At 70.5% G+C, this 22,188-nt stretch carries 22 protein-coding genes and 1 pseudogene; 15 read left to right on the forward strand and 8 right to left on the reverse strand.

What is annotated here, in order from left to right:
- On the reverse strand, positions 1 to 281 hold a 281-nt coding region (locus LY13_RS24135; RefSeq protein WP_253830863.1), incomplete at its 3' end, for a transposase.
- Positions 282 to 418: 137 nt separating this feature from the next.
- On the opposite strand from LY13_RS24135, the gene LY13_RS24140 reads away from it, so the two are divergent.
- From LY13_RS24140 to LY13_RS24150, 3 genes are read left to right on the forward strand one after another with little or no spacing between them, the layout of a single operon-like run.
- Entirely contained in the window at positions 419 to 664 is a 246-nt protein-coding gene (locus tag LY13_RS24140) for a hypothetical protein (protein WP_253830864.1), read from the forward strand.
- 23 nt (positions 665 to 687) lie between these two features.
- The gene (locus LY13_RS24145; RefSeq protein WP_253830865.1) at positions 688 to 1,257 is read left to right on the forward strand and encodes a DUF3558 family protein; all 570 of its coding nucleotides are present in this window, start codon (positions 688 to 690) and stop codon (positions 1,255 to 1,257) included.
- Positions 1,258 to 1,503, forward strand: coding sequence for a hypothetical protein (locus LY13_RS24150; protein WP_253830866.1), 246 nt, complete (start codon positions 1,258 to 1,260; stop codon positions 1,501 to 1,503).
- Here LY13_RS24150 and LY13_RS24155 read toward each other — a convergent pair.
- Positions 1,500 to 2,294 carry a hypothetical protein gene (locus tag LY13_RS24155; RefSeq protein ID WP_253830867.1) on the reverse strand — a complete coding sequence of 265 codons (795 nt, stop codon included), beginning with the start codon at positions 2,292 to 2,294 and terminating at the stop codon, positions 1,500 to 1,502. The two genes, LY13_RS24150 and LY13_RS24155, sit on opposite strands and share 4 nt — an antisense overlap.
- Before the next feature lie 3 nt (positions 2,295 to 2,297).
- Positions 2,298 to 2,894, reverse strand: coding sequence for a hypothetical protein (locus LY13_RS24160; RefSeq protein WP_253830889.1), 597 nt, complete (start codon positions 2,892 to 2,894; stop codon positions 2,298 to 2,300).
- Here LY13_RS24160 and LY13_RS26285 point away from each other — a divergent pair.
- The 10 genes and pseudogenes from LY13_RS26285 to LY13_RS24210 all read left to right on the forward strand — a co-directional run.
- A pseudogene (locus LY13_RS26285) lies at positions 2,821 to 3,045 on the forward strand (hypothetical protein); the annotation flags it as partial. The gene LY13_RS24160 and the pseudogene LY13_RS26285 overlap by 74 nt on opposite strands.
- A 72-nt stretch (positions 3,046 to 3,117) precedes the next feature.
- Positions 3,118 to 3,801, forward strand: a complete 684-nt coding sequence (locus LY13_RS24170; RefSeq protein WP_253830868.1) for a class I SAM-dependent methyltransferase — start codon at positions 3,118 to 3,120, stop codon at positions 3,799 to 3,801.
- 633 nt (positions 3,802 to 4,434) lie between these two features.
- Positions 4,435 to 4,701 (forward strand): hypothetical protein, encoded by a 267-nt coding sequence (locus LY13_RS24175; protein ID WP_253830869.1) that lies wholly within the window; start codon positions 4,435 to 4,437, stop codon positions 4,699 to 4,701.
- A gap of 15 nt (positions 4,702 to 4,716) precedes the next feature.
- Positions 4,717 to 5,232 (forward strand): hypothetical protein, encoded by a 516-nt coding sequence (locus tag LY13_RS24180; RefSeq protein ID WP_253830870.1) that lies wholly within the window; start codon positions 4,717 to 4,719, stop codon positions 5,230 to 5,232.
- A gap of 3 nt (positions 5,233 to 5,235) precedes the next feature.
- Positions 5,236 to 8,253, forward strand: a complete 3,018-nt coding sequence (locus tag LY13_RS24185) for an ATP-binding protein (RefSeq protein ID WP_253830871.1) — start codon at positions 5,236 to 5,238, stop codon at positions 8,251 to 8,253.
- On the forward strand, positions 8,250 to 10,337 hold the full coding sequence (locus LY13_RS24190; protein ID WP_253830872.1) for a magnesium transporter: 2,088 nt from the start codon (positions 8,250 to 8,252) through the stop codon (positions 10,335 to 10,337). Before LY13_RS24185 ends, LY13_RS24190 begins: the two co-directional genes overlap by 4 nt.
- 12 nt (positions 10,338 to 10,349) lie before the next feature.
- A complete protein-coding gene (locus LY13_RS24195) occupies positions 10,350 to 10,964 on the forward strand; it encodes a hypothetical protein (RefSeq protein ID WP_253830873.1) in 615 nt (204 codons plus the stop codon).
- Between the two features lie 2 nt (positions 10,965 to 10,966).
- Positions 10,967 to 11,968, forward strand: coding sequence for a C40 family peptidase (locus LY13_RS24200; protein WP_253830874.1), 1,002 nt, complete (start codon positions 10,967 to 10,969; stop codon positions 11,966 to 11,968).
- A gap of 17 nt (positions 11,969 to 11,985) precedes the next feature.
- Positions 11,986 to 13,011 (forward strand): hypothetical protein, encoded by a 1,026-nt coding sequence (locus LY13_RS24205; protein ID WP_253830875.1) that lies wholly within the window; start codon positions 11,986 to 11,988, stop codon positions 13,009 to 13,011.
- A 24-nt stretch (positions 13,012 to 13,035) separates the two neighbouring features.
- Positions 13,036 to 13,269, forward strand: a complete 234-nt coding sequence (locus LY13_RS24210; RefSeq protein ID WP_253830876.1) for a hypothetical protein — start codon at positions 13,036 to 13,038, stop codon at positions 13,267 to 13,269.
- Positions 13,270 to 13,275: 6 nt separating this feature from the next.
- Here the strand turns inward: LY13_RS24210 and LY13_RS24215 are convergent, their stop codons facing one another.
- Positions 13,276 to 14,220 (reverse strand): ATP-binding protein, encoded by a 945-nt coding sequence (locus LY13_RS24215; RefSeq protein WP_253830877.1) that lies wholly within the window; start codon positions 14,218 to 14,220, stop codon positions 13,276 to 13,278.
- A gap of 108 nt (positions 14,221 to 14,328) precedes the next feature.
- On the opposite strand from LY13_RS24215, the gene LY13_RS24220 reads away from it, so the two are divergent.
- Positions 14,329 to 15,120 (forward strand): helical backbone metal receptor, encoded by a 792-nt coding sequence (locus LY13_RS24220; protein WP_253830878.1) that lies wholly within the window; start codon positions 14,329 to 14,331, stop codon positions 15,118 to 15,120.
- Positions 15,121 to 15,183: 63 nt separating this feature from the next.
- On the opposite strand, the gene panB is transcribed toward LY13_RS24220, so the two are convergent.
- The gene (panB, locus tag LY13_RS24225; RefSeq protein ID WP_253830879.1) at positions 15,184 to 16,083 is read right to left on the reverse strand and encodes a 3-methyl-2-oxobutanoate hydroxymethyltransferase; all 900 of its coding nucleotides are present in this window, start codon (positions 16,081 to 16,083) and stop codon (positions 15,184 to 15,186) included.
- Positions 16,084 to 16,345: 262 nt separating this feature from the next.
- Between panB and LY13_RS24230 the strand changes: the two genes are divergently transcribed.
- Positions 16,346 to 16,981: a DUF998 domain-containing protein gene (locus tag LY13_RS24230; RefSeq protein WP_253830880.1), complete on the forward strand. Its 636-nt coding sequence runs from the start codon at positions 16,346 to 16,348 to the stop codon at positions 16,979 to 16,981.
- A 47-nt stretch (positions 16,982 to 17,028) separates the two neighbouring features.
- Here LY13_RS24230 and LY13_RS24235 read toward each other — a convergent pair whose 3' ends face one another.
- The 3 genes from LY13_RS24235 to secA2 form a co-directional block, all read right to left on the reverse strand.
- Entirely contained in the window at positions 17,029 to 17,652 is a 624-nt protein-coding gene (locus tag LY13_RS24235; RefSeq protein WP_253830881.1) for a methylated-DNA--[protein]-cysteine S-methyltransferase, read from the reverse strand.
- Positions 17,653 to 17,656: 4 nt separating this feature from the next.
- Positions 17,657 to 19,375: an NAD+ synthase gene (locus LY13_RS24240; protein ID WP_253830887.1), complete on the reverse strand. Its 1,719-nt coding sequence runs from the start codon at positions 19,373 to 19,375 to the stop codon at positions 17,657 to 17,659.
- A gap of 109 nt (positions 19,376 to 19,484) precedes the next feature.
- Positions 19,485 to 22,169, reverse strand: a complete 2,685-nt coding sequence (secA2, locus tag LY13_RS24245) for an accessory Sec system translocase SecA2 (RefSeq protein WP_253830882.1) — start codon at positions 22,167 to 22,169, stop codon at positions 19,485 to 19,487.
- Between the last annotated feature and the right edge of the window lie 19 nt (positions 22,170 to 22,188).

The raw sequence follows: 22,188 nt of genomic DNA on the forward strand, positions 1-22,188 counted from the left end.
AGATTGCCCTGCGACAGATACGCCGCCGCCCGGCGCAACACCTCGTTCTCCTGCTCCAACAGCCGATTACGACGCTTGAGCTCCCGCAGCTCAGCCGCCGCGCTGGAGGACAGATCCGGCTTGGCGCCGTCCTCGACATCGGCCGCGCGCAGCCACTTCTGCAACGTCATCGGGTGAACCCCGAAGTCGCTGGCGACCTGCTCGATCGTCACCCCAGGCTCACGGTTACGCGCGACCCGGACCACGTCCTCACGGAACTCACGGGGATACGGCTTCGGCACAGTGGCATCCTTCCACGCCCACCTCTCGGCAAGCGAACTCAGATGTCACAGACCCCTTCAGCAGCCCCGTCGCCAAGTCGGGCGGGTTCAAGTCCGACCCCGAGGGCGTCAAGCAGTTGGTCAAGGTCTGTGAAGACATGATCGGTCAGCTCGGCGAGCAAGCGTACGTGTTCGATCGCTTGGCTCAGGAACCGAAGCTTGGCAGTGGCCCGTATGCCCAGCAGGTCGCCAAGCATGTACGTCAGTCGGCTGACGGTCCGCAGGGCGTAGTGCCGCAGCTCAAGCATCTTAAACAGACTCTCATGAAGCTGACGGAGGCGTTGTATCGTGCCTCGAATCAGTACGCCGAGGCCGAAGAGATGGCCAAGCTGCGTCAGCAGTAAGTGATCTGGGAGAGCAAGTAGCAGTGAAGATCAACCGCGCGGTCTTGGCAGTTAGCCTCGGCGTCCTAGTCGGTGTCTCGGCGTGTTCGTCCAGTGAGGGCGGAGAGGCGACAACCGAGCCGCCGGCGTCGGCGCAACCCAGCATGTCGGCTCCCAGCTCCTCAGTAGCGAGCAACCCGGAGGGATCGCTCGCGGGAACTGAGCCGTGCTCGCTGCTCAGTAAGAGTGACGTGAGCAAGTACGGCGAGCAGATCGAAGGGCCGATTCGGGAGAACATCGGCAGCAGCCGAGGATGCCGGTTCAAGAAGCCTTTCCAGTCCGAGCCCAGGGGTTCGTTTGTTTTGGGCGTCGGCATTCGCGACGAGCAGGGAGTCAAGGATGCCGTCGATCAGGGCTACGGGATCCAGAAGACCGAGGCCGACGGCCGTACGTTTGCCCGCATCCCAGGTGCGGACGCCTGCATTGTTGCTATCGGGGTGACTGAAACCTCCCGCGTCGACGTCTCGATCACCACGGCGGCGGGCACGGAGAAGGCGTGTCAGGTCGCTTCAGAAGTCAGCGATGTCGTTGCTGCCAGGCTTCCGGAGGGCTGAGTGATGGAGCTCGCACGCGTCATCAAGGATGGCGAGCCTGACCCGGCCGACTTCGCGACCTTCTTCGAGCTCGGCGAGCACCTCGACGCGCGTGGCGTCGAAGCGCCGGACCGGAGCAACGCGGTCCAGGCCATGATCGAGGACGCGCACGAGCAGATGCCGCGCGAGGCTGCTGCTGCGTTCGAGCGGATGATCGACATCGTGGAGAAGTACAACGCCTCCACAGAGCAGGACAAGCGCAACTAGTCTTCGAAGGACACGGCGGCGATGCTCTTGTCGTCGTGGCGCTTTGCGCGGGGGAGCTGTTTGCCGGTGGGGTCGGTCTCGGCTTCCCAGATTTGGCAGCGGTCGAGGATGTCGGCGAGGTCGTCGGCTCCCGCGGTGGTGAGTGGGGACCAGTCGGCGGCGCCGATGTGCTGCATTGTGTTGTAGGCGCCGTCAGTCGCGAGGACGGCCCACGGCACTGCGTCCATCGGCCGGGTCCAGACCAGCGCTTGCGCTGCGGCGGTGGGGTCGGCCTCGGCGATCCAGTAGCCGCCCTCGACGTTGCGGTATGTCGCCTGTTGCGTCTGCAACTCGGTGAGTAGGGCCTTGTGCTCGTCGTCGTATCCTCCACCGTCGGCCAGTCGTTCGCGGTACCGGCGCCGTGGGGCGAGATCGAGTTCGTCCATGCGCTCGTCGGTCAACGTCTCGTCCGGGAGTACGACGAGGTTGTCGCCGAGGACGAGAACGTCGAATTGGTCGCCGCGCCTGCGCAGGATCGTGACCGTGCTCGACGGCGATTCGCCCGGGCGCAGCTCGAACGCCGTCGCGGTGGTGCGAATGGCGTCGGCGAGGATGCCGGTGAGGTCGGCCTCGGCGTTCTCAGTGAGGAGGTCGCGCAGTTCGCGGCCGAGACGGTCGGCGTAGGTATTGGCCGGGATCTGCACCGGGACGAACGCCGATGCGCCGTCGAGCATGATGACCGCGTTGTCGGTGGTGAAGATCTTGTCGTCGCTGTCATCGATCGGCGGGAGCTGGGCGGTTTCGACGCGCATGGATCACCAAACGTAGGGGCCGGCTGCGAGTTCACTGCCGGTGATGGTCAAGCCGTCGTAGCTGGCGCGGACGACCAGGGAAAACGACTCGTCACCGGCCTTGCGGAAGGTGTCGGCGAGGTTGGTCGTCAGGTAGTGGACGGCCCCGAGGGAGCCGATCCCGTGGATACCCGCGATGTGGACGACGACACGACCGTCGCGCTTGCGTCGTGCCACATAGGCCACGTCTGCGCTGGTCGGGGCCTTGTCGTCGGACGGTGAGCTGTAACGCTCGCCGGACTTCTCGTGTTCGACCCACCATCGGCCGGCGTCTTCGACGATGCCGAGTGCGGGGTCTGCGGCGAGGAGGTTCGCGCCGATCGGCGCCGACTTGGGACCACACACCACGACGACGTCACCACTCGGAATCTCGTCCCGCTCGGGCTCGATCTCGTAGCGGGTACTGGTGAGCGACAGGCCGTCGAGAATCTCGTCCAGTTGATCGGCGGTCTTGGCGTCCTCGGCCGCGATCAACGGTCGTTCCCGGTCGGTGTTGCTGGATGCGGGGGAGTCGATCCGGGCGTTGTCGGAGTACCTCGGCCACACCGACCCGGGCTTCACGTTGAAGACCTACACCCACCTGATGCCGTCCAGCGCCGAACGGACGCGAGCGGTCATCGACGGAGCATGGACCGAACCTTCCGGCGATCACTCCGACGGCCCGACCACGGCCCCAGTAGAGTCCGGAGACGCAAAACCGCAGGGTGAGTGAGGGTTTCCAGGAGAATCCGGCTTACATGGCAACTCGTCCTCCCCTCGGTGTTCCCCATGGTGGAGGTGGCGTGTGCCGGTGGTCGACGTGCGTGACGCTTACGGGAGGCGGGCTGGCGAGTACGCCGATTTCGCGTGCGCGCCGGAGCTGATGGCCGGGCCCGACCGTGCCCTCGTCGCACGCTGGGCCGCGGGTGTCGACGGCCGGATCATCGACGCCGGGTGCGGACCCGGGCAGTGGACCGACTTCCTCCGCCGCAGCATCACCGACGACACCGACACCGACACCGACATCGGCACCCGCGGACACGACGGCACCGAACACAGCCGCGTCGAAGGTGTGGACCTCGTGCCGGAGTTCGTCGACATCGCCCGCGCGCGGTTCCCCGGCAACCCGTTCCGCGTGGCGCGGCTCGACGCGCTCGGGGTGGCGGACGGATCGGTGGGCGGGATCCTGTCGTGGTACTCGATCATCCACACCGAGCCCGACGCGGTGCCGGGCGTTCTTGCCGAGTTCGCGCGCTGCCTGCAGGACGGTGGTGGTCTGCTGCTCGGCATGTTCCGCCAGGCCGGCGGTGCGGGGGTCGAGCCGTTCGACCACGCCGTCGCGCGGGCCTATTTCTGGCCGGTCGAGGAGGTGGCCCGGCTCCTCGCCGACGCGGGCTTCCGTGTCGAGGAGACCGAGACCCGCGACGATCCCGGTCACCGTCCCCACGCGGCCCTCGTCGCCACCCGGGAGCCCCGCGACGTCGCGTGACGCCGGCCCGCCGCTCCGCGACGCCCTGTAGGACGCGGCCCGCCCCGCACGCGGCGCCCTCCCTGGCGCGGCAGGCTCCGCTCGCCGGCTGCGACCACTCCACCATCTGGTCGAAACCGACCCGAACGGGTGACCAGACCACTGACAGTCGAGCCGGCCGGTGGGACGAACGCCCGCGCCGGTCCGGTTGTCACCGGATCGACTGGATCGTCTGGTTCGCAGGTCTACACAGGGCCTTTACACGGTGGAGCGCTGTGATACGGCCGAACGGGTCATGATTCACTTGTCGCGCCGGCGCCTCCCGTGGCGTTACCGGGCACGGCGGAACTCAGCGTGAGGTCGATCTTGGCGCGTGTGAGTGAGGCCATCCGCACACTAGGAAAACCGGGTGGTCACCGTTAACCCTGGACGTCGGGGCAGCGATGATGGAGGACGGACGTGGTGGGCGTGCACGCTCGTGACGCCTCCCGGAGCAGGACCCTCCTTTCGGGGTCGCGCTGCGGGTGTACGGGTCTTTGACCGCCACACCTCGTCACGCCATGATGTTGTTCGAACACGGGAAGTGCTGGACCACCCGCGCGGTACGGACCATCCGTACCGGCACCACACACTCCAGGCACTCGGGAGTAGGCGATGACCACGATGACGCTTGCGGCTCTGGCGCAGCAAGGCGAGCTCGGCACCGGAGGAGTCCGTACGTGGCTCCTCGACAATGTTGTCCCGCTCGTGCTGCTCGCCGTCGCGCTGCTGCTGCTCTGGCTGGGCGGCGGCAAGGGCGACAACGCCGGTGTGATGCGCAGGCTCGGGGGCGTCGTGATCGCCCTCGCGCTCATCGGTCTCGCCGTCAGTGGGCTCGGTGTCGACGTCGGCGAGTGGCTCGCCGGCCTGTTCACAGGCTGACCGGGGCTCGCGGACGTGCGCATTCGTACCGACGACGAGATCTACCGTGTCGACGCCGTCTGGCTCGGCCCGCCGAAGGCGACGTTCCCGTGGCGGGCCCGGTACGTCGCCTGGGGCGTCGGTATTCCGATGTTCCTGGTCATCATGGGCATCGAACGGCAGATCGGCATCGGTTTCGGGTTCTTCAGCACCGCGTGGGCGTTCGTTCTCGCCATCGCGCTCACCCGGATGATCACCGCGAAGATCACGCACGAACGCCCGCTGTCGGCGGTGTTCGCGATGTGGCTGCGGGAGCTGCAGAGCCCGAGGGAGAAGACCCGCGCGGACGGCGGCGCCGCCAGCGCGAGCAAGATCAAGGTCCGGGCGGAGCGCCCCCTGCCGAAACACAAACGCGGCGCCCACGGGGTCCGCCCCGGCGGGTCCGCGTATCCGGTCCGGCCCGGCGGGCCCGCGTCCGGACACCGGTCGGGAGACAGCACAGCACGAGCGCACCGGCGCGGCGGCGGTATGCCGGCGCCGGTCGGGAGGTAGGCCTTGTTCGGTCGCGACCGAAGCGGCACCAGCAGGAAAGCCGCGAAGCCGGCACCGTCGACGAAGACCGACGGCCGGGGCCGCAGACTGCCCGGTGAACAGGCGATCCCGACCTACACGCCGTCGATCGCGGCCCGCTCGATCGACGGACACCTGCTGCGCACGGGCAACGAGGTGTACGCCTGGTACCGGCTCGCGCCCCAGCGGTGGTCGTTCCGGTCCGATTCGCAGCGGCAGGACCTGATCGCCGCGATCGCGGGCCAGTACGCCGAGCTGCAGGGCCGGTGGATGCACCTGCGCGTCACGACGCGGCCGTACCCGATCCGCATGTGGGCCGAGGCGCACGTGCACAACGCCCACGACCGGCCCGCCGACGTGCCCGGTGCGCAGTCCTTCGACGACTACCTGGTCGGCGAGCAGCAGCAGCTGATGGGCCGGTCGATGGCGGAGAAGGAGGTCTACCTCGGCGTGCAGGTCCAGACCCGGCGGGTCATGGACCGCGCCGTCGAACGGGCCGCGCCGCTCCTGCGCAAGATCATCCCGGAGGCCGTCGACGCGGAGCTGTCCGCCCTCGACTCCGAGGTCGAACACCTCGACGGGGTCATCGGCTCGTCCGGCCTCGAGGGCAGGCCGGTCAGCGCCGACGAGATGTCCTGGTTGATGCACCGGTCGTGCTCGCTGGGCCTGCCCGCACCCCGCACGATGCCCGCCGTGCCCACGTCGACGTGGGAGCCCGAGGACCTGGCCAGCTTCACCGACGCCGCCGACTTCCACGCCGACCCGTACGCGCCGACCGTGACGGTCCGCGGCCGCACCGGGTCGAACGCCGGCGTCAAACGCCACGTCGCCGTACTGACCGTCGGGCAGATGCACGGCCTGCAGATCCCCGAGGTCGACGATCCGTGGGTGCAGCACGCCGACCGCCTTCCCGCCCCCGTGGAGTGGTCCGCGCGCATCTACGTGCGCAGGCCCGAGGAGGTCGCGGGCGAACTGCAGCGCCAGATGAACAAGGTGCGCTCGCAGGTCAAGCACTACACCGACGAGCACGAACTCGAACCGCCGCAGTCGCTGGCCCGGCAGGCCTCGCGGGTGCTCGAGGTCGACGACGAGATGACGTCGGGCTTCACCGCGCTGGCCACGCGGGTGCGTTCGTGGTGGCGCATGTCGGTGTCGGGCAGCTCCGAACGGGAGGCGCTCAAACTCGCCCAGCAGCTGCTCGACCTGTACAAGCCGAAGATCGCCATCGAACACCCCGAGGCGCAGTACTCGCTGGCCAGGGAGTTCATCCCCGGCGAGCCGCTGTCGTCGGGGGCCTACCTGCGCCGCGGCTCCGTGGTCTGGGCCGCGTCGTCCGTGCCCACGGCGACCGCCGAGGTCGGCGACCGCCGCGGCATCCTGCTCGGCGAGACCTGCACCGCCACCCGGCGTCCCGTCGCGTGGGACCCGTGGATGGCGCAGGAGATCCGCGACGGCTCCGGGCTGACGTCGATCGTCGCCGGGCTCGGTGGCGGCAAGTCGTTCCTCGGCGGAGGCATCGTCTACAAGACGCTCCGCGCCGGTGCGCACTGGACCATTCTCGACCCGTCCGGCCCGCTGTCGCGGCTGTGCGAACTGCCCGAACTGCGCCCGTACGCGCGGCCGATCAACCTGCTCAACGCCCAGCCCGGCATCCTCAACCCGTACCGTGTCGTCGCCGAGCCGCAGCTCGAGCACTTTCTGGACGAGGAGGACCCGGAACGCGCCTGGCGCAGGGAACGCGCGCTCGCAGGTGCCACTCGGCGGCGTCTCGTGCTGGACGTGCTCACCGGCGTGCTGCCCTACGACGTCGCGCGCATGCCGCAGACCCGCATCGTGCTGCTGCGCGCCGTGCGTATGGTCGGCGGACGGCACGACGCCGACCCCGGCCAGGTCATCGACGCGCTGCGCCGTGACTCGAGCGAGCACCACGACCACGCCGTCGTCGTCGCCGACTTCCTCGACGAGCTGCGCGAACGCATGTCGCTGCTCATCCCCGAGGCCGACGCCGACCCGTACACCGACCAGCGCGACGACCGGCTCACCGTACTCACCATGGCGGGGCTGACCCTGCCGAAGGAGGGTGTCGGCAGGGAGCACTGGACCGACGCCGAGGCACTCGGCGTGGAGATGATGAACCTCGCCGCCTGGCTGACGGCGCGTTCGGTGTACGACAAGCCCAAGTCGGCGCGCAAGGGCGTGTGGATCGACGAGGCGTTCTTCCTGTCGGAGGTGCCGACGGGCCGGGTGCTGATGAACCGGTTCGCACGTGACTCGCGGAAGTGGAACGTCCGGGTGCTGCTGTCCTCGCAGATCCCCGCGGACTTCCTCCGCATCCAGGGCTTCGTCGCACTGCTGGACTCGGTGTTCGTCGGCAGGCTCGACGAGGACGAGGCGCAGGCCGACGCGCTGCGGCTGCTCAAGGTGCCGGTGGGCGCGGGGTACGAACAGGTCGTGTCCGCGCTCGGCCGCCGTCCCGGCGGGCAGCGCGAGGCCGAACGCGACCGCGACCCGCGGCAGTTCATCTTCGGGGACGGCGCAGGCGGCGTCGAGCGCATCCGCGTGGACTTCACCGGTCCGCATTTGCAGCAGCTGCGCGAGGCCCTCGACACCACTCCGGGGTCGGCACCCGACCGGCCCGCTCAGTCGTCCGCGGGCGACGTGCAGACCGCCGACCAGGCCGGGGTCGCGGACCCGGACCACCCGGCCGAACGGCCGGCGGCACCGGCCGTGCCCACGCCACCCGAGGACGCACCCGAGGAAGAGGACCTCGAACTGGCCGCGGAACTGGAGGTCGGGCTGACCGAGGACCAGCTGCTGTCCGACACCGCCTTCGATGACACCGCCTTCGACGACAGCGGTTTCGATGACAGCGGGTTCGGCGGCACCGACGACGTCGACGGTGACTCCGACCGCGACGGCGCCGATGCCGGCACCGAGGGCAGGCAGGAGCCCGCCCGCGCCGGTGGCCGGGGCAAGAACGGCACCGGCAGGGACGCCGCATGATCACGATGACGGTGCTCGCAGCACTGGTGTGCGGGTGGGTGTGGCTGCGCGGCCGCCACCGCCGCCGCGAACCGGGCCGTCCGCCGGCGGCGCGGCGCGGACCGGCGATGCTGGCCACGATCGCGATCCTGGCGTGTCAGGCCGTGCTCGCCTCGCCCGCGCAGGCGCAGCCCGGTGGCTCCGGTTGCGAGGCGCCGAACCCGGAACGACCCGGCTCGGGCATGGTCGGCGCGATCGACAACCCCGCGGGCAACGGCGAAGCGGGCAGTGTCTACGCCGACTACAGCTACGCGGGCATGGTGTGGCACGTCCACGACTGCGACAGCGGCGGGCTCGGGATGACCGATCCGAGCACCACCGTCGACACGTGGCTCGGCAACCAGCTGTTCAACGTCGCCAAGAACGTCGTGGGCGCGACCAACGCGCTGCACTACGAGGTCCTCGACGGCGGCGTGCTGCAGCCGCTCACCGAGGCCGTCTCGCAGGGCGCCGAAGCGGTCTACAACAACGTGTACGCCCAGCTGTTCGGGCTCGCGGCGCTGCTGCTGGCGATCTTCCTGTTCCGCAACATCTGGCGCGGCGACCTCGCGACGGTGAGCAAACGCGCGCTCTTCGCCATCGGCGGCCTGTGGTTGGCGGCGTCGTCGCTGGCGCTGCTGCAGTACCACGACGAGATCGACCACGCGATCGTCCAGACGACCACCAACATCCAGGCCGGGTTCGTCGACGAGGAACAGGACCGCGTCGTCCGGCACATCCTGCCGACCGAACTGCACGAGGAGGTCGTCTACGACAACTGGCTCCGCGGCACGTTCGGCAACGACCAGCAGGACGAGGAGGCCAGGGAGTACGGCCCCGACCTGCTCGACGCGCAGGCGTTCACGTGGGACCAGATGCGCGCGGGCGACGACGGCGACGAGAGCGTCATCAACGAGAAGAAGGCCGAGTTCAACCGCATCGCCGGGGAACTGCAGGCCTCGAGCGGCTACTTCAGCGGCGAGGACGGCTCCCGCGCGGGCACCGGCTTCCTCGCGATGCTGCAGAGCCTCGCCTACTCGCTGTTCCAGCTCGTCGCCAAACTGGCCGTGCTGCTGGCGCAGATCCTCGTGCGGCTGTTCACGCTCACCGCACCACTGATCGGGCTGCTCGCGATCCTGCAGCACGACGTGTTGCGCCGGGTCGGACGCGTCATCGGGGGCGTGGCGTTCAACCTGCTCGTGCTGTCGGTGCTGGCGGGCATCCACGCGCTGCTGTTGCAGGCGATCTTCGCCGCGCCCGGTATGGACATGGTCGTGCAGCTGGCCATCGCGGGCCTGGTCACGATCATCATGTTCGTCGTCGGGCGGCCCGCGCGACGGCTGTGGCAGATGGTCGAGACGTCGGTCAGCCTCGTCGGTTCCGCCGTGCCGAGCCAGGGCGGCGGACTGTTCTCGCGTTTCCGCAAGAAGTCGTCCGAACCGTCGCCGCAGGACGAGTTCTGGCAGACCGTCAAGAGTGACGACGAGGCCGAGGGCGGCTCCGCCACGCGTGGGTCCGCGGCCGCGCGCTCCGGAGGCCGGTTCCGCCCCGAGGCGACGACGGTGGCGGCCAGCGCCGAGCGGATCGACGGGCCCCAGACCGGGGCGCATCCGGCCTCGCACTGGACCGGCTCACAGCAGCAGGTCGGCGGTGCGAGCCCGGCGCTGCCCGCGGGCGGCGGTGCGGCACCGCCGGTGTTCGGCACGTCCCCGCCGAGCCGGGCGCCGGGCGGCCAGCAGCCGATGGTCGTGCCGAGCAGGCGCGTCGACACGGCGCCGGTGACCGACCGCGGCATCGACCGCCCCGACGACGCCGACCCGTTTGTGGTGCCGTCCAGGATGGACGGGCCGGGAGCGTTCGACGGTGGCCGCGGCGGCGGACCGGGCGGTGTGCAGGCCACACCCGCACCTGCACCCGCACCTGCACCTGCTCCCACCGCACCGGAGCCCCGGCGCGCCGACAGCGAACTCGTCGCGGGCAAGCCCGTGTACGTGCTGTACCGGCCGTCGCGCGGGCTCGAGGTGCGCCCGGAAGACGTCCGCGACACCGACCGCGCGGTGCGGTAGGGGCGAGCGGACATGCCGATTCGCACCAACCGCGGCCGCGCGGCGATCTACCGGCGCCTGTGGAGCTGGCCGATGCGGTCCCCGTCGCACCTGGCGGGCACGCTCATCCTGTTCACGGCGTTGATCGTCGCGACGGGCATCGTCGTGCCGCGGCTCGTCTCCGACGGACAGGCCGCCGGCGCCGAACCGCCCACGTCGGAGTCCGCCAGCGCGCAGGCCGGTGACCAGGGCGCATCCGATGGTTCCGACAGTTCCGATGGTTCCGACCTGCCGCCCGTCACCCGGCTGACCGAACCGCGGGAGACACCCAGTCAGGCGCCTGCGGACCCGAAGGCGCTGCGCGTCGCCGAACAGTGGGCCGCGGCGTGGGTCGACCACGACGACACGACCGTCGACTCGTGGATCGACGGCATGCGGCCCTACACCACGGCCGAGTTCCTGCCCGTGATGCGCAGCGTCGACCCGGCCAACATCCCGGCGACGAAGGTCGAGGGCAAGGCCGAGGCGGGTGATGCGTACCCCCGTTCCGTCGAGGCGCTCGTCTCCACCGACGGTCCCGACCTGTCCGTCACCGTGATCAAGACCGACCAGGGCTGGCGCGTCTCCGACTACAGCCGGGTGGGCTGACCGTGCGCGGCGGACTGTTCTTCGGATGCGTCATGGCCGCAGCCCTCACGGTGGTGCTGGCGGTCGGGCTGATCACCGTCATCGACGGTTCTCGCCAGCAGGCCATGAGCGGCGACGTGACACAGCTGTCGTGCGACGCCGCCATCGGGCCGACACGTCCGGGGCAGGGTCACAACGGCGCGGCCGACGCCGGTTCCCTCGACTCCGAACAGCGGCAGATCGTGTCGCTGATCATCAAGATCGGCAAGGAACGTGGCATGTCGCCCCGCGCCTGGCAGATCGCCATCCAGGCGGGCATGACCGAGTCGCGGCTGAAGAACCTCGACTACGGCGACCGTGACTCGCTGGGCATCTTCCAGATGCGGCCCTCGATGGGCTGGGGCACGCCCGAGCAGGTCACCGACCCGCCGTACCAGGTCAACAAGTTCTACGACGTCCTCGAGGACGTGCCCGGCTGGCAGCACATGCGGCCCGGTGAGGCGGCGCAGGCCGTCGAACGATCGGCGTTCCCGGACCGGTACCACGAGTGGGAACCGATGGCCGTCCACCTCGTGCAGAACGTCGGTGAGGTCCAGAACGTGAGCGGCTGCGGCGAGGCGCGCGGCGGCGTCGTGCTGGCGTCGAACTCGGCGGCGCAGCGGGCCATCGACTTCGCGATGGGCGAACGCGGCAAACCGTACGTGTGGGGCGCGACCGGTCCCGACTCGTACGACTGCTCCGGGCTCATGTTGCGTGCCTACGAGGCGGCCGGTATCACGATCCCCCGGGTGTCGCGCGACCAGTACAAGGCGGGCTCCATGCTGCCCGTGGAGCAGGCACAGCCCGGTGACCTGCTGTTCTGGGCGTACGATACGGCCGACCCGAGCACCATTCACCACGTGGCGATGTACCTCGGGAACGGCAAGATGGTCGAGGCGCAACAGAGCGGCGTCCCGGTGCACGTACGCGACGTGTCGTGGGACGAGGGTGGGCTCGTCCCGCAGGCCGTCCGGCCTGGTGTGTGAACGCAGGAGGGTGTCTCGTGGGCAAGAAGTGGGGTAAGCGCGGCAAGAACGCGGGCCGTGGCGCGGCGCAGATCGATCCGTTCGCGATGCAGGCACGTCCGCCGGCCCCGCGGAACTCTCCGCCGGCGTCGAGCACGCCGCTGTCCGACTATCTACGGCGCGAGAATCCCGGCGTCACGGACGGCTACGTCGTGCTGCCGCGTGCGCTCGTCGAAGGCATGCCGTTGCCGTGGCAGCAACAGATGGTGAACCTCCTCGCCCAGTTCCACGGCGGCCACGCGCGACTGGACTGGCCCGCCTACCGCGTCGTGCCCTCCCGGCCCGAACGGCTCGTCGACCTCGACGAGGAACAGCTCGCCGAAGCCGGTTATCTCGTCGAGATCGACTCCGAGGGCGAGATGGTCTACCGCGAGCGCAGCGGCCGGAAGGTCGACGACCCCGACTCGGTGACCGTGCTCGTGTCCTGTTTGGACCCGGTGGTCGAGCGGAGCCGTCCGCAGGCCGATCCGCCCGTGCCGGACCAGGGCCGGGCCGCGCCGATGAACATCGGCCCGCAACCGGTGTGGGAGACGCCGCCGTCCGGCTTCACCGCCCAGGGGCAGGCCAGCGGGCCCGCGGCGCCGACACCGCCGTCCGGTGTGCCCGCCCAGGCCACGCCGCCGCCGCACGCCCCGCAGTCCCCACAGCCACCGCAGCCATCGCAGTCCCCGCAGTCCGCGCAGCCGCCGCAACCCGCGCAGCGGCCGTCGACGCCGCAGGCGGCGGGGCCCGCCACGGCGAGCGGCTCGTTCCCGGTCGTGGCCCCGCCGACGGCCACGCCACCGTCGACCACGCCGTCGACCGCGCCGCCGACGACCACGGCTCCCTCGAACGCCGCCGAACGGGACTGGTTCGACGAGATGCCGGACGACGCCACCTCGGCGTCGGAGGGCTCGGCGTCGGGTGGCTCGGCGGGAGGCGCCGGGGGAGGCGACGACGGGGAGGCCGTGTTCGGCCCGACGGGGGCGGAGCCGACCGAGATTCCCTACCGCTTTCGCAGGTGACGCGGGGTGTGCCAGGCTCGAGGTATGGGCTGGCGTAAGAAGGACGCGAATCCGCCGTCGGGCTGGTGGTACAACACCCGCACCGGCGAGATCGAGCACGGCGAGGTGTCACGGTCGATCGATCTGCTCGGGCCGTATCCGGACGAGGCGACGGCCCGGCAGGCCCTCGAGATCGCCAGGGCGCGCACCGAGGCCGCGGACGAGGCCGACGCCGAGTGGCGTGAGGGCGACGACCACGACCGCGACGACGATGAGTAGGCAGGTCTACACGCGAGCCGGGGGAGCGGGCACGAAGTCCGGGTCGACCTGGTCGGCCAGGTCCGAACCCGCCCACGAACGGGCGTTGCGCAGGTGCAGGTCGACGGCCTGCGCCTGGTAGGCCGCCCAGTCGCGTTCGACGGCGTCCACAGTGGAACGCATGGTGTCGAGCACGGCCAGGTTGGCGGGCTCGAGTTCGCCGATCGGACGGTGCCTGCCGCGCTCGGCGGCGCGCACGTGCCGGGACGTCGACAGCCACCCGAGCAGGTCGTCGCCGACCTCCTCGCGCAGGAAGGCCACGTCCTCGTCGTCGGCGACCTTGTTGCCCACGACGGCGAGGCGCACGTCGAAATCGCGCGCGTACTCGGTGTACTGGCGGTACACGCCGACGCTGCGCATCGTCGGCTCACACACGAGGAACGTGACGTCGAAGCGCGTGAACAGACCGGACGCGAACGCGTCGGCGCCCGCGGTCATGTCGACGACGACGTATTCGCCCGCCTCGTCGACGAGGTGGTTGAGCAGTAGTTCGGCGGCTCCGGTCTTCGAGTGGTAGCAGGCGACGCCGAGGTCGTCGTCGGTGAACCGGCCGGTCACGGCGACGCGGGCGCCGCCGACCTCGCGCACACAGGCGTCGGTGATCGGGTTGTCCTCGCGCGGGCTCATCAGACGCGAACCACGGCCCGGCGGGGTCGTCTTGATCATGGCGTCGGCGCTGGGGATGCGCGGGTTGTCGCCGCGCAGATAGTCCTTGATCAGCGTGGTGTTGTCGCCGAGTGTCGGCAACGCGTCCGCCTCGTCCGGTGTCGCGCCGAGTGCGACGGCGAGGTGCTGGTTGATGTCGGCGTCGATGGCCAGCACCGGCGCGCCCGAACCGGCCAGGTACGAGGTGAACAGGCCGCTGAGCGTCGTCTTGCCGCTGCCGCCCTTGCCCACGAACGCGACCTTCATGAAAACCCCCAAATGGATGTCATTTTCATCTTTGGCGGCACGGTACCGAGGAGAGCCGTTACCCGATCGGGTCGGGGGTCGGCGGGCACCGTGGGGGAGCATGGCGCCATGACGACGTTCACCGACGACCTCGGCGCCGAGGTGCCGCTGCCGCAGCCCCCGCGACGGATCGTCTCGCTCGTGCCGGCGCTGACCGAGGCCGTCGAGCACACGACGCCGGGCCTGATCGTCGGGGCGACGGACTACTGCACGCACCCGCCGGGACTGGACGTTCCGCGGATCGGCGGATCGAAGTATCCGACGGCGGGCGCCGCGGCGGAGCTGCGCCCCGACCTCGTACTCGCCAACGCCGAGGAGAACCGGCCCGAGGACGTGCAGGCCCTGCGCGACGCCGGCATCCCGGTGTGGGTCATGGACGCGCCCGCGACGGTGCCCGCCGCGCTCGCGTCGCTGCGGGCACTGCTGACGGGGCCGATGGCGATGGCGGCCGGAACGTCGGATCCGGCCCCTGCGTGGCTTGCCGAGGCTGAGCGGCTGTGGGCACCCGAGCCGCCGCCTGCGCGGGCGCGGGCGGTCGTGCCGGTGTGGCGCAAGCCGTGGGTCGTGCTCGGCCGGGACACCTTCGGAGGGGACGTCCTGCGCCGGCTCGGCGTCGACCACGTCTACGTCGACGCGGGCGACCGCTATCCGCGGCCGAAACTCAACGAGCTGCGGCAACGGTTCGCCGACGGCGACGCCGACCTGCTCGTGCTGCCCGACGAGCCGTGGACGTTCACCGACGACGACGGCCCCGACGCGTTCCCCGGTGTGCCGTACGTGCTCGTCTCGGGCCGCTACCTCACGTGGTACGGACCATCCCTCGTGGACGCCCACCGGGAACTCTCGGCCGCCCTCCCGTGAATGCCCCCAAGGGCACCTTGGTCGCATTCAATGCAACCACAGTGCCCTTGGGGCGCGTCGGGGTCACTCGAACGTGTGCTCTTCGGTGGGGAACTGGCCGCCGCGGACGTCGGCGGCGAACGCCTGGGCGGCACGCGTCAGCTCGCCCGCGACGTCCGCGTAGCGCTTGACGAACCGTGGTGTGGCGCCGGTACGCAGTCCCGCCATGTCCTGCCACACGAGCACCTGCGCGTCGCACTCCGGGCCCGCACCGATGCCGACCGTCGGGATCGCCAGCTTGCGCGTGACCAGCCGCGCCGCCTCCCCGGGCACCATCTCCATCACCACGGAGAACGCCCCGGCGTCCTGCAGCGCGAGCGCGTCCTCGAGCAGTGAGACACCCGCCTCGCCGCGGCCCTGCACCCGGTACCCGCCGAGCGTGTGCTCGGACTGCGGGGTGAACCCGATGTGGCCCATCACCGGCACCCCCGCGGCCGTGATCGCCTCGACGTGCTGGGCGAATCTGCGCCCACCCTCGAGCTTCACGGCGTGGGCCCGCCCCTCCTTCATGAACCGCACCGCCGTGGCGACGGCCTGTTCGACGGACACCTGGTACGAGCCGAACGGCAGATCGGCCACGACCAGGGCGTGTGTCGCCGCGCCCGAGACGGCGCGGACCAGCGGCAGCAGCTCGTCGACCGTCACCGGCAGGGACGTGTCGTAGCCGTAGACGTTGTTGGCGGCGGAATCGCCGACGAGCAGCACCGGAATGCCCGCCTCGTCGAACAGCTTCGCCGTGTACATGTCGTAGGCGGTCAGCATCGGCCAGGGCTGCCCGCGTTCCTTCCACTGGCGCAGCTGGTGGATGCGGACCTTCCTGCGCTCGGGCGCACCGCCGCTGTGGTCGCCGGTCGGGGTGGTGCCGGAGCCGTACGGCGCGGGCTGCTCGCCCGCGGAGTCTCCGGGGGTTTCGGAAACAGACATCGTCGTCGAACCGTCCTTCCCTCGAGGCCGCACACGGCAGGTCCCCGGGTTGTGGATCGTTACGTCACCGAGCGTGGCACCCCCGTTCGCGGAGCAGGAAGCTCGTGCGAGCAGCTTCACAGCGGCCCGGCGGCCGGATCACTGCCGAGTAATGGGCCCATCACGCTGTGTGCGACGCCATGACGGGTTTCGATTCGGCCGATAGCGTGATAGTTAGTTCGCTATGCTGCCGGAGCTCCGCGGTCCCACGACCCTGACCGCGGTGCGTAGAGCAGGGATATCCCTGCTGGTCATCGCCATCATCGGCCAGCTCGGCTGGGTGGCCGAACTCGTGCTGCACACGCACCTGTCGCCGTTGCGGACCGTGACGTCCGCGCTCGCCGTGCCGGGGCAGCCGTTCGCGCCCGTGTTCCGTGCTGCGGAACTGATGGCCGGGGTGGCGCTCGTGCTGGCCGTGCCGCCGCTGCTGCGCCTCGCGCCCGTGCACAACCGGGCGCGGACCACGATGGTCCTGGTCGGCCTGCTCGGTGTGCTGTACCTCGTCCGCGGCATCTTCCCGCTGGAATGCCGCGTCGTCGCCGCGGGGGGATGCATCCCCGACCCGGATCCTTCGCTGGGTGGCCAGCTCCACATCGCCGCGTCGATCCTCGTCAACGTCTTCTGCGCCGCGGGCCCGGTCGCGCTGCTGCTGTGGTGGCACGGCAGGTGGACGGTCGCGCCGGCCATCGGCGTCGTAACCGGAACGATCGCCTGGCTGCTGTTGGTGCTGGACGACTTCGTCGGACCCGGCGAGTTCGCAGGACTGGCCTCGCGCGGACAGATGATCAGCGCGAGCATCGTCCTCGGTGCCGGGGTCGCCTACCTCCGCAGAACCGGTCACGACCGCGGCGAGAGCTGACGAATCGGAACCGCAGCAGGCCCGCCCGCAGGAGACCCGGCGCCCGTTCAGAACAGCGTGGGCGGCGTGAGGTGGACGCCTTCGGCCTCGAGGATGCGTTCCTTCGTCGCCAGGCCACCCGCCGCGGAGAACCCTCCCGGCTTGCCGCCCGCGGCGAGGATCCGATGACACGGCACGATCGGGGCGAACGGGTTCGCGCCGAGTGCCTGCCCCACCGCCTGCGCCGCGCCGGGGTCGCCGAGCTGCCGCGCGAGTTCGCCGTAGGTGGTCGTCGTCCCCCTCGGGATCGCGCGTGCGACCTCGTACACCCGCGCGTGGAACGGCGGCACCGCACGCAGGTCCAGCGGAATCGCCGACAGGTCGACGGCCTCGCCCGCCAGCGAGGCCGTCACCGCGTCGATCACCTCCAGGACCCACGGCGGCACCGGCCCGTCCGCGCCGCCGACATCGTGCGCAGCGGTCGCGACGGCCGGGTGTTCGACGGCGGGGTGTTCGACGACGGAGTGTTCGACGGTGCCGGGGAAGCGGGTGCGCAGCCGTGCCCGGGTCGCCTCGACGTCGGCCTCCGGCAGCTGAGCGCCCGCGACCGCGGCCGCGGGCTCCGTCGCCCAGGCGAGTCCACAGTGCCCGATCGCCGTCGGGAACACGGTGATGCCACCGTCGCCGCTCATGGCGTCAGTGCGTCTCGCGCCACAGGTTCGTCATCGGCAGCCTGCGGTCGCGGCCGAACGCCTTGAACGTGATCTTCGTGCCCGGCGGGTACTGCCTGCGCTTGTACTCCGCCCCGTCGACCATGCGCACCACGCGGTCGATCACCTCGGCGTCGAATCCGGCGGCCAGCAGGTCGGCGTAGCCGCGGTCGCCCTCGACGTAGTCGTCCAGCACGTCGTCGAGCAGCGCGTAGTCGGGCAGCGAGTCCGTGTCGACCTGACCGGGCCGCAGCTCCGCCGACGGCGGCTTCGTGATCGAGCCCTCCGGGATCGGCGGGGTCTCGCCGCGCTTCACGGCCTCGTCGTTGCGCCAGCGCGCGAGTGCCCACACGTGCGTTTTGAACACGTCCTTGATCGGCGCGAACCCGCCGACGGCGTCGCCGTAGATCGTGGAGTAGCCGACGGCGAGCTCGGTCTTGTTTCCCGTAGCCAGCACGAGGTGTCCGTCCAGGTTGGACAAGGCCATCAACAGCATGCCCCGCACGCGGGCCTGGATGTTCTCCTCGGCCAGGCCCTGCAGCGAGAGTCGGTCGACGTACACCTTCACCATGTCGGCCACCGGCTCGAGGCGGAAGTGGCAGCCCAGTCGTTCGGCGAGGTCGGCAGCGTCCGATTTGGAGTGTTCCGAGGAGTACTCCGACGGCATCGCCACGCCGTACACCTTCTCCGGCCCGAGCGCGTCGACCGCGAGCGCGGCGACCACGGCCGAGTCGATGCCGCCGGACATGCCGAGGATCACCGAGCCGAAGCCGTTCTTACGGACGTAGTCGCGCAGGCCGAGCACGAGAGCCGACCACACCTCGGCCTCGTCCGGCAACGGCTCGCCGATCACCGGGTCGCCCGACTGTTCGCGCGGGGGTACCGGGTCGTCGCTCACGGTCCGCCGGTGCACGGTGAGCCCGGCGAATTCGCCCTCGGCGGTGTTCGACGCCTCCTGCACCTCGACGTCCGTGACGAGCAATTGCTCGGTGAACTGGCGGGCGCGGGCGAGCAGCGTGCCGTCCGCGCCGACGACGATGGAATCGCCGTCGAACACGAGGTCGTCCTGGCCGCCCACGCAGTTGGTGTAGACCACGGGGGCGCCTGCCTCCCGCGCGCGCGAGGCGACCAGCGGCAGCCGGACGTCGTCCTTGGCGCGTTCGTACGGCGAGGCGTTCGGCGACACCACGAGGTCGATCCCCGCCTCGCCGAGCGCCGCGACGGGACCGCCGTCCTGCCACAGGTCCTCGCAGACGACCATGCCGATGTCGACGCCGTGCAGGCGCACCACGTCGAGCTCGGTGCCCGGCTCGAAGTTGCGGCGCTCGTCGAACACGCCGTAGTTCGGCAGGTGGTGCTTGTACTGCGTGGCGACGACCTCGCCGCCCAGCAGCGCGGCGACGGCGTTGCGCGGGCCCGCCTCGTCCTGGTCGAGGTAGCCGACGTAGGTCAGCAGGTCGCCGCAGCCCGCGTCGGCGAGCCTGCGCGCGACCGTGTCGACCTGCTGCCGTGACGCGCGTGCGAAGGTCTCCCGCAGCGCCAGGTCCTCCACCGGATACCCGGTGAGCGTCATCTCCGGGAACACGACGACGTGCGCTCCCGCGTCGGTGGCCTCGCGGGCCCGTTCGACGATCAGGTCGGAGTTCCCGTTCAGGTCGCCGACGGTCGTGTTGATCTGGGCGAGTGCGATGCGCAGGTGCGGCATGCCGTCATTGTCGCGCACCCGCGCACCGCTTCGCTCGTGAGATCACGCTCGTCCTCGGACGGGCTGCCGGACGCGTCGCCGGGTCGGTTGTCGTGATTGCCGGGTGCCGTCAGCTGCGCTTCTTGCGCAGCATCCCGCGCACCTTCTTCAGAGCCTGCTCTGCGTCCGAGTCGAACGGGTTGTCCTGCACCAGATACGTCCACGTCGACGTCGGCCTGCGCACGCCCGCCGCCGCGAGGTCGATCCCGTCGGAGGTGATCTCGGCGGCGGCGAGGGTCTCCGCGGACCGCTGCTCGACGTCCCCGCGGATCTTGTGGAACTCGGGGATCGCGGCGCGGTGGAACTCGTCGAGGGGCTGTTCCCTGGCCATCGCCCGCAGGTGGATCGTTTCGCGCACGTTGTTGAGGAACGCCAGGTGATCGGCCCATCGCTGGTCCATGTGGAACAGCATGATGCGCCGGCACACGGTCGTGAGTTCCTCCTCACCGAGCTTCTCGGCCAGTTCCGTGAGCCGCGCTTCCGAGAGGCGCGGTGCACCGGAGCCCGCCCGGCCGCTGCGGTCACCGTCGGTCCCCTCAGCGCCGTCGGTCTCAGCGCTGTCGGCCTCGGTGGCGGTGTCGGTCTCGTCGGCGGTGTCGGTCTCGCGGACGGCAGCGTCCCCGGCCGCGATATCGGAATCCCTGGTATCGGGGGACTCGGCATCCCCGGATTCGTCATCGGGGGATCCGCCGTCGGCGGACTCGCCGTCGGACGGCCCGGTGTCCTCCGACGCCTTCTTCGCCTTCCTGCCGTTCTTGTCCCTGCCGTTGTCCGCGGCGTCGCCGGAGCCGTCGGCGTCGTCAGAGCCATCGGAGCCGTCGTCGGCGACCGCGAGCTCGCTCAGGGTCTTCGTGGCGGCGTCGGTGCGCAGCACCTCGTCGCGCCACTTCAACAACTCGGAACGCTGGTGCTCGATCAGCCGCGTGTAGCGCCACGTGTTGCGGTGGATCTCCAGGTCGACACCCTCGGCGACGCGCTGGGCGTGGTTGATCTGCCGGTGCGCGGCGTTGTCGGTGACCTCGCCGGTCTCGGGGTCGGCGTCGATGCCGTCCGGCACGTCCGGTGCGTGGCCGAGCACGAGCTCGTCGTTGAGGCTGGCGAAGAACACCGAACTGCCCGGGTCGCCCTGGCGTCCGGCACGCCCCCGGAGCTGGTCGTCGAGGCGGCTGCTGGGGTAGCGCGCGGTGCCGATGACGTGCAGCCCGCCGATCTCGGCGACGCGCTCCCTGTCGGAACCGTCGGCGCCGCCCAGCCGGATGTCCGTGCCGCGGCCCGCCATCTGCGTGGACACGGTGATCCGCTCGTACGTGCCCGCCTCGGCGATGATCGCCGCCTCCTCGGCGTCGTTGCGTGCGTTGAGCACGACACACGGCAGGCCGGCCTTCTCGAGCTTCTCGGCGAGCTCCTCGGACTCGGCGACGTCCTGGGTGCCGACGAGGATCGGCCGCCCGGTCGCGTGCACCTCCTCGATCTCGGAGACGATCGCGCGCAGCTTGTTGTTCGGCGCCGCGAAGATGCGGTCCCCGGCGTCCTCCCGCACGTTCGGCGTGTTCGGCGGGATCACCGCGACCTCGAGCTCGTAGAACTCCCGCAGCTGCTCGGCGACGGCCACCGCTGTGCCGGTCATGCCCGCCACCTGCGGGTACCGCGCGACGAGTGCCTGCACCGTGATCGAGTCGAGGATCTCGCCACGGTCCGACGCCGGCAGCTGCTCCTTCGCCTCGACCGCGGCCTGCAGGCCGTCCGGCCAGCGTTGCAATTCCGCCACACGGCCGCGGGAAGCGTTGATCAGCTGAACCTTGCCGTCGCGCACCAGGTAGTCGACGTCGCGGGTGAGCAGCGCGTGTGCGTGCAGCGCGACGTTGACCGACGCGAGCCGGTCGGCCCCGTCCTCGGCGTACAGGTCGATGCCGCCGAGGGACTTCTCGACGACGGACGCGCCCGCCGTCGTCAGCCATGCGTTGCGCCCGTCGGGGTCGGTCTCGTAGTGCAGTCCGACGCGCAGCCTGCGGACGATGTCGGCGACCTCCAGGTCCGCCACTCCCGCGTCCACCGAGCCGGCCATGACCAGCGGCACGCGCGCCTCGTCGACGAGCACGGAGTCGGCCTCGTCGACGATCGCCACCTCCGGCTCGGCCTGCACCAGGTCGCCCGCGTCGGTGACGAGCCGGTCGCGCAGGACGTCGAAGCCGATCTCGCTGACCGCGCCGTAACAGATCTCGCCGCCGTAGGCCGCGCGCCGGTCGACCGTCTCCAGCGACGGCTCGACCCAGCCGACGGAAACGCCGAGCAGGTCGTAGACCGGTCGCATCCACTCCGCGTCGCGACGTGCCAGATAGTCGTTGACGGAGATGACGTGCACCCGCTTGCCCTGCAGCGCGTACCCGGCTGCCGCCAGCGCACCGGCGAGGGTCTTGCCCTCACCGGTCTGCATCTGCACCACGTGCCCGGTCAGCAGGCCCATCGTGCCCAGCAGCTGGACGTCGAACGCCCGCTCGCCCAGCCCGCGGCGCGCCGCCTCCCTGCCGAGCGCGCACACCTCGACGAGCTGCCGATCGGTGAACGTCCCGGTCGACGACAGTTCGTCGCCCAGCTCGGTGGCGGCGGCGGTCAGTTCGCTGTCGTCGAGCTTCTCCAGTTCCGGCTCACGCTTCTCGATCCGCGGCAGCAACGCCTCGTACCGCGTCAGTTCCACGCTCGCCGGACGTTGGATGATCCTGCGCAACCGCTTGCTCACCCGGCTCATCAACGCCACGCGTGGTCTCCCATCTCGC

Source organism: Prauserella aidingensis (assembly GCF_024171865.1).
GTDB classification, from domain to species: domain Bacteria; phylum Actinomycetota; class Actinomycetes; order Mycobacteriales; family Pseudonocardiaceae; genus Prauserella; species Prauserella aidingensis.